Consider the following 6,582-nt stretch of genomic DNA (forward strand, 5'->3'; position numbering starts at 1 on the left):
GGCCACTGGGCAGCCAGCGATCCCACTCGAGGGGATCGGCGCAATCGAGCTGCTGACGCAGGGCAATGGGGGTCAGGGAGGGGGGAGGGCGGGAGTCAGGGCCCACTGCCGGCTGAGGGCCTCCAGCAGGGCCGGGCAGGCGCCGAGGCCCTGCAGGGCGCGGCGGGGTTGGGCCGCAGCAGGTTGGGGGGCTGGGGATGGGGCGTTGGGGCGTTGGTCCGTGGGGAGATCCGCCGCGATCAGGGCCGCCAGGGGATCCGTCGCGGCCGCAGCTTTTAACTGGCCCGGATCCTGCCGGCCCTGGCGCAGGGCGACGAACAGCTCTCGCCGGCGGCGCAGTTGCAGGGGCAGGGTGGCCGGCTGGTTGCAGAGGCGCTCCACCTCGGCCCGGGCGGCCCGCAGCCCGGGTGAGATGGGCGCCACCTGCGGCGTGGCCTGGGTTCGGGGCCAGACCAGGGCCAGCCAGCCAGCACCGGCAGCGGCCAGGGCGAGGCCGATGGCCACGGCCCGGCCGATGGCCGGGCGCCGTCGGGAAAGCGGGCGGGGATGGGACGCCTGGACAGCCTGGGCAGGAGCTGGACCCACCGCAGAGGGTCCCGTCACCGCCGCAGGCACGGGCAGCGACACCGGCCCCTCTCCAAGCGCCCCGGCACGCCCGATCGCCACGGTCACGTCGTCGCCACTGCCCTCGCGGCTGATCCGATCCAGGGCCTCCGGCAGGTCTCCGGCCGCCTCGGCACCGCCGCCGGCCAACCAGGCCGCCAGGGTGAGGAAGTCGGCGTCGGTGGCGCAGGACTTGCGGATGCCGTCGGTGCAGAGCACCAGGGCGAAGTCGCGCTCCTCGGGCGCCAGGGGATGCAGGGCCGCCCGGCGGGCGAACAGGGACGCCGCCTGGGGCTGGCAGAGGCTGCAGGTGGCCTCGCCGAGGGCCGTGGGTTCGTTCTCCTGCTCCAGCAACCGGGCATGGCCGTCCGGCTCCACCCGGACCAGGTCCCAGTCGCCCAGGCCCGTATGGCCCCACCAGCGGGGCGTCATCACCACCAGGCCCAGGGTGCTGCCATAGAGCAGGGGCTCGAAGCCCCCCTCACCGGGATCGCTCTGCCAGTGCTCCTGCACAGCCTCCATCCAGCGGCGCTGGACCGCCTCGGGCAGGTCGTGGGCCAGCCAGTGGCTCCAGCCCCCCTCCCCGTCCCCCGGGGGCGCGGCGGCCAGGGCGTCAGCCACCACGGCCAGGGCCGTCTCGCAGGCCAGGCGACTGCCCACTTCGCTGCGCCGATAGCGGCGCCCGCCGTGGCCATCGGCCACCGCCATCAGCATCACGGGCTGGCCATCGGTGTCGCGCAGCTCGCGGCAGAGCACGGCGTCCTGGCAGGGGCGGCCGGCCCTGAGGTGGGCGGCTCCGGCCCGGCTGGCAGCGATCGGCGCCGCCCAGCGGTTCACCACACCAGGGGACCGACATCGTCGGTGAGATCCAGCACGGTGGGGGGCAGATCCGGCAGGGGAATGTTGCCCGCCGCGGGCTCCAGGGGCGTCTCGCTCACCCGGCTGGCCGGCATCGAGGCGGCCCCCACCACCGCCGTGGAGGCCCACTGGATGTACTGGGCCAGGGAGGTGGCATTGCTGGCCTGCAGGGGGCGGCGGGGCGAGCGGCCCGCCGTCGCCGGTTCCGTGCCGATGAACCGCTGCAGCACCTCCAGGTCGGCGTCGTGGCCCAGGGCGATGGCCAGGCGCACCGCCTTCTGGGCCCAGGGCACCCGCAGCAGGGCCTCGAAGCCGGCGGCGAAATCATCGGTGGGCTGGCCGTCGGAGATCAGCACCAGCACCGGTGGCAGGGCGCGCACCTCCATCGGCGGGGTCTGCAGGGCCGCCGCCACCAGCTTCAGGGCCTCCCCCATGGCCGTGATGCCACCGGCATGGAGATCGCGCCATTCCAGCTGGTCCACGGGCGTGGGGGTCTCGATGTGCCAGGCGGCGTGGTCGGCGAAGCGCACGGCCCGCACCAGCACCCGCGCCTCCGGGTTGTCCCGGGCCACCGCCGCCATGCCCGGCAGCGACTGGCGGATGGCCTGGTTGAGGGCCTGCATCTTGCCCGAGGCCGCCATCGAGCCGGAGCAATCGCAAAGGTAGAGGAAATGGAGTGGCCGGTTGGCCAGCTTGACGTCGGGAAACGGCATGGATCAGGCGGCGGGGGATGGCCGGGTGGGGCGCTGCACGGCGATCGGACCCGCCGGGGACTGGATCCGGGCGAGTGCGGCGAGGCTACAGCTCTCGCCAGGCTGCACCGGCTGGACGCGGCCGTCGTGGGTCTCGGCGCTCCAGGTCGTCGCCTGGAGGTTGCGCAACCCCAGCCGCCTGTGGTCCTGGGGATGGGCCACCACCCGGGCCAGCGGCCGGCGCAGATCCTCCCCGGCCAGGGCATCGAAGTGGTGCGCGTGCAGCTCGTTGTCGGGCGCCGCCAGCACCGCCCCATGGGGCAGCAGCAGCGTGATCGGCTCCGGCAGGGGGGCACCGCAGCTCCAGCACAGCGCCGGGGCGCCGCTGGCCTGGAAGTTTTCCTGGCCGCAGGCGGGGCAGAGGGCACGGCGGTCGAGGGTGCGGGCCAGCTCCTGCTTCCACTGCCCGGTGAGGGCCCGCCGGGAGGGCTGCTTCATGCCGCGGCAGAAGGTCTGCTCGAACAGCGCCTGGAGGGGGCGGGGGTAGATGGGCCAGGTGATCAGGGCGGCCGCATGCTCGATCGGGTCAGGCCGGTTGCGGTCGTCCAGCGGATCGAAGATGAACACCGGGTCCTCGCCACAGAGGCGGCGGCGGGCCGGCTCGTCAAGGCAGCGGATCGCCAGCTCCATCTGGCCCTTGAGCGGATCGTGGCGGGTGAGCAGCCGGAACAGCAGCACCGCCAGGGAGAAGAGGTCACTGTCGGCGCCGGGCCGGGCCTGGCCCAGCAGCACCTCCGGGGCCATGAAGCCCGGGGTGCCCAGCACCGCGCCATGGTCGGCGCCATCCACCGCCACGTTGTCGTTGTCGCAGATGAGGATGCCGCCGCTGCCGGGCTCCAGAAAGAGGTTGCCCAGCGACACGTCCTTGTAGCAGAGGCCCGCCAGGTGCAGGGCGTGGAAGGCGTCGGCGAGGCCGAAACAGGCCCGCAGCACCTGGCGCAGGCCGATCGCCAGCCGGCCGGCGGCATGCTCGCAGGCGCCCACGTAGGCGGTCGGCCGCAGGGGCATCAGGTAGCCGAAGCTCTCCTGGCGGAGGCGGATCAGGGGGCGGCTGGCGGGACTGGCCCGCAACAGGGCAATGGGCCAGAGGAAATCCTCGTTCGGGGCAGTGGCCCGGATGCTCGCCTCCAGGCGCCGCTCCAGGGCCCCATCACGGGCGATGCAGGCCGGCAGGTACCACTTCAGGGCCAGCCGCTCCCCCTCCAGGTCCACCTCGTACACCTGGCCCTGGGTGCCGCCCCCGAGACCGCGGATGATCTGGAGCGGGGCCGCCAGACCCTCGAAGCCCAGGCTGGCGCCCTCCGGCAGGATCCAGTTCATGGCCGCCGCCCCGCCGCCGGGGCCATGGCCCTGCGGATGCCGTTGCGGTGGGCCAGGGCGGTCTCCAGGCTGTCGAAGCGGTGGCGGTAGGTCAGGCCGTCCTGCAGCGTCACCTCCAGCAGGTGCTCCCATCGGGAGCCCAGCAGGATCCAACCCGCCAGCGCCCCCAGCTGCAGGGGCCAGAACAGCCAGGGAAAGGGAAGCAGCAACAGGCCGCCCAGGCAGAGCAGCAGCCACCAGCTGAAGGCCTGGGGATGGCGCCGCCGGCTGCGCACGTAGGCCGAGCGGATCCGGTCGAGGGGCAGGGACTGGCCGGCGAAATCCAGCTGGCCGGCGGCCGGCTGGGCCACCACCGGAGCCGCAGGGCGGCCGGCGGCGCTGGCGGCGCTCGCGGCGGCGGCACGGAACTGCAGCACCGGCCCCTGCAGGCCCAGCCGGATCTCGTCGCCGTCCGAGAGGGGCCGGCAGTCCCGCAGCCGGGCGCCTTCGAGGTAGGTCCCGTTGGCGCTGCCCAGGTCGCAGAGCAGCCACTGGCCGGCCCGTGTTCGCGACACCCGCACCAGGGCGTGGTGGCGGGAGACGCCCTGGGCCTGGCTCAGGCAGAGGCCGCTGGCCGGATCGCGACCGATCGAGAGGGGCGTGCGGGGATCCAGCGGCACGCTCCGGCCGGGATCGTCACGCAGCAGCAGCCGGGGGTGGGAGCTCATCGCGGATCCTCGCCGTCCTTGCGCCGGCGGTCCAGGCGCCGGTCGGCCTGGAACCGGCCCCACCAGCCCATCGGTTCCCCCTCCCGCCAGGGAATCACCCGCCCGGGGGACAACAGGGCCGAGGTCGCCAGGGCCAGGGCCACCAGCAGCAGCAGCAGCAGCACCCAGCCGGGGATCGCCCCCACCCAGGTGGCGGCAAAGGTGGCCCGCACCGCATACACCCCGATGGTCAGGGCGGTCCAGATGCGGAAGGGTGCCCATGGATCCCGGCGTTGCTCCACCTGGCCGGCCGCTCCGATCGCTGCGGGTAGCGTATGGGAGCAAGGCAGACGGGCCAGGGATGGTGGGGACGACGGAGCAGGCGTCGCCGGGCGCCATCACCGCACCTGGCACCGAACCGCCCACCGCACCCACGCCCGCCACGGGTTGGCTCCGCCTCTGGCAGGCCCTTCGCCGCCCCGCCCCGGATGGGGGTCGTCGCCGGGCCGTGGCCACCGCCCTGGGGGAACTGAACCGCCACGGCGCCTGGCTGGAACTCTGGATCGGCGGCCAGTGCCGCCGGCGCCTGGCGCTGGAGGGGGGCCGTTACCGCATCGGCCGGGATCCCCTCTGCGAGCTGCAGGCCGACGCCACCGGCGTCAGCCGGGTCCACGCGATCGTGGAGCAGGAGCGCCCGGGTGATCCGGACTATGTCGGCGAGGATTTCGGCTCCGCCAACGGTCTGTTTCACCGCGATCGGCGCATCCGCGCCATTCACCTGCGGGACGGGGACAAGCTGCAGCTCGGCTCGCCGCTGAAGGGGGAGGCGCCGACCCTGGTGTACCGCCATCCCCTCAGTCCCCTGGGCCAGCTGGTGCACTGGGGGGCCATCGGCGCCCTCGTCGGCTCGGGCGTGGCCCTGGGGGGTCTGCTGCTGGCCACCACCGTCTCCGGCGGCTCCGCAATCCGGTCGGTGGGCGGGCCGGTGAAGGTGTTCTCCACCGATGGTCGCCAGATCGATGCAGCCGAGGGCTCCTCGACGGCCCTGCCCACCCTGGCCGACTACCCCCTGCACCTGCGCCAGGCCCTGATCGCCTCCGAGGACTCCCGCTTCGGCTGGAACAGCGGCATCGACCTGTTCGGCACGCTGCGTTCGCTGGTGCAGGGCACCGGCGGCGGCAGCGGCCTGGCCCAGCAGGTGGCCCGCATGGTCTACCCGGCCGTGGGCACCGATGTATCGGTGGCCCGCAAGCTGCGGGAGCTGTGGGTGGCCTGGCAGCTGGAGGCGGGCTTCAGCAAGAACCGGATCCTGAAGATGTACCTCGACCGGGCCTACCTGGGCCTGGGGGCCGAAGGGTTCGAGCAGGCGGCCCAGCTCTATTTCCGCAAGTCGGCCAGCGCCCTTGATGTGGCGGAGTCGGCGTTCCTGGTGGGCCTGCTGCCGAGCCCCAACAGCTACAGCCCCTGCAACCGGGAAAACCCCACCTGGGGCCGGGAGCGCCGTGACCTGGTGCTGGGGCGGATGCACGCCGAGGGCTATCTCTCCGACCAGGCGCTGATCGACGCCCGCCGCCGACCGCTGAACATCGATCCCTCCGCCTGCGGCGTGTCCACATACTCCAGCTATCCCTTCTTCAGCGACTACGTGATCGGCGAGCTGGAGGGTCGACGCTTCGCCCTCGACCTCAGCAGTGCGGAGGCCAGAGGCAACTACGCGGTGATCAGCAGCATCGACCCCCGCCTGCAGGCCATCGCCCAGAAGCAGCTGAAGGCGTTCCTGGAGGGGCCGGGGGGCCGGGCCGGGCTCACCCAGGGCGCCCTGATCTCGATCGACTACGCCACCGGGGCGATCCTGGCCTACGTCGGCGGCGGCGACTACAGCCGCTCGAGCTTTGACCGGGTGCAGGCCCTGCGTCAGCCCGGATCCACCTTCAAGCTGTACTCCTGCCGGGCGGCCCTGGAGGCCGGCGTGAAGCCGGGCGATGCCGTCTCCTGCGCCCCAATGGCCTACGTGGCCGGCTGCCGGGGCGGGGGTGGCAGCACCACTGTGGCGGCGGGCTTCGCCAGCTCCGAGAACGTGGTGGCCCTGCGGCTGGCCCAGCAGGCGGGTCTGAACAAGGTGGTGGCCAAGGCCCGCCAGCTCGGCATCAGCACGCCGATGGAGGAGAGCTTCTCGATGGTGCTGGGGGGCAAGGAGACCTACCTCTACGAGCTGGCGGGGGCCTATGCCGTGGTCGCCAACGGCGGTCGCTCGGTGCCCCTGCACGGCGTGAAACGTATCTACGACCTGGGCATCTGCGGCTCGGTGCGTTCCCTGGCCACCTGTCCGGCCGCCGGCGTCACCACACCGATCGGTGAGCGAC

Annotated in this window: 6 protein-coding genes; 1 reads left to right on the plus strand and 5 read right to left on the minus strand. The window is 73.3% G+C overall.

Going from position 1 to position 6,582, the window contains the following annotated elements:
* Positions 1 to 72: 72 nt before the first annotated feature.
* Genes KBZ04_RS13050 through KBZ04_RS13070 form a run of 5 tightly spaced genes read right to left on the minus strand, consistent with a single transcriptional unit; the run spans position 73 to position 4,521 of the window.
* The gene (locus KBZ04_RS13050) at positions 73 to 1,440 is read right to left on the minus strand and encodes a protein phosphatase 2C domain-containing protein (RefSeq protein ID WP_254992339.1); all 1,368 of its coding nucleotides are present in this window, start codon (positions 1,438 to 1,440) and stop codon (positions 73 to 75) included.
* A complete protein-coding gene (locus tag KBZ04_RS13055) occupies positions 1,437 to 2,174 on the minus strand; it encodes a vWA domain-containing protein (protein ID WP_254992340.1) in 738 nt (245 codons plus the stop codon). Before KBZ04_RS13055 ends, KBZ04_RS13050 begins: the two co-directional genes overlap by 4 nt.
* A gap of 3 nt (positions 2,175 to 2,177) precedes the next feature.
* Positions 2,178 to 3,533, minus strand: coding sequence for a protein kinase domain-containing protein (locus tag KBZ04_RS13060; RefSeq protein WP_254992341.1), 1,356 nt, complete (start codon positions 3,531 to 3,533; stop codon positions 2,178 to 2,180).
* The gene (locus tag KBZ04_RS13065; protein ID WP_254992342.1) at positions 3,530 to 4,240 is read right to left on the minus strand and encodes an FHA domain-containing protein; all 711 of its coding nucleotides are present in this window, start codon (positions 4,238 to 4,240) and stop codon (positions 3,530 to 3,532) included. Before KBZ04_RS13065 ends, KBZ04_RS13060 begins: the two co-directional genes overlap by 4 nt.
* On the minus strand, positions 4,237 to 4,521 hold the full coding sequence (locus KBZ04_RS13070; protein WP_254992343.1) for a hypothetical protein: 285 nt from the start codon (positions 4,519 to 4,521) through the stop codon (positions 4,237 to 4,239). Before KBZ04_RS13070 ends, KBZ04_RS13065 begins: the two co-directional genes overlap by 4 nt.
* A gap of 59 nt (positions 4,522 to 4,580) precedes the next feature.
* On the opposite strand from KBZ04_RS13070, the gene KBZ04_RS13075 reads away from it, so the two are divergent.
* Positions 4,581 to 6,582 (plus strand): transglycosylase domain-containing protein (locus KBZ04_RS13075; protein ID WP_254992344.1); only part of this gene is annotated, 2,002 nt, incomplete at its 3' end.

Source organism: Cyanobium sp. N5-Cardenillas (assembly GCF_024345515.1).
Taxonomy (GTDB): Bacteria; Cyanobacteriota; Cyanobacteriia; order PCC-6307; family Cyanobiaceae; genus Cyanobium.

What these genes read in the sequence shown, in the direction of transcription:
- KBZ04_RS13055 (WP_254992340.1), bottom strand. Translation starts at nt 2,174, where the DNA reads ATGCCGTTTCCCGACGTCAAGCTGGCCAACCGGCCACTCCATTTCCTC.
- KBZ04_RS13060 (WP_254992341.1), bottom strand. Translation starts at nt 3,533, where the DNA reads ATGAACTGGATCCTGCCGGAGGGCGCCAGCCTGGGCTTCGAGGGTCTG.
- KBZ04_RS13065 (WP_254992342.1), bottom strand. Translation starts at nt 4,240, where the DNA reads ATGAGCTCCCACCCCCGGCTGCTGCTGCGTGACGATCCCGGCCGGAGC.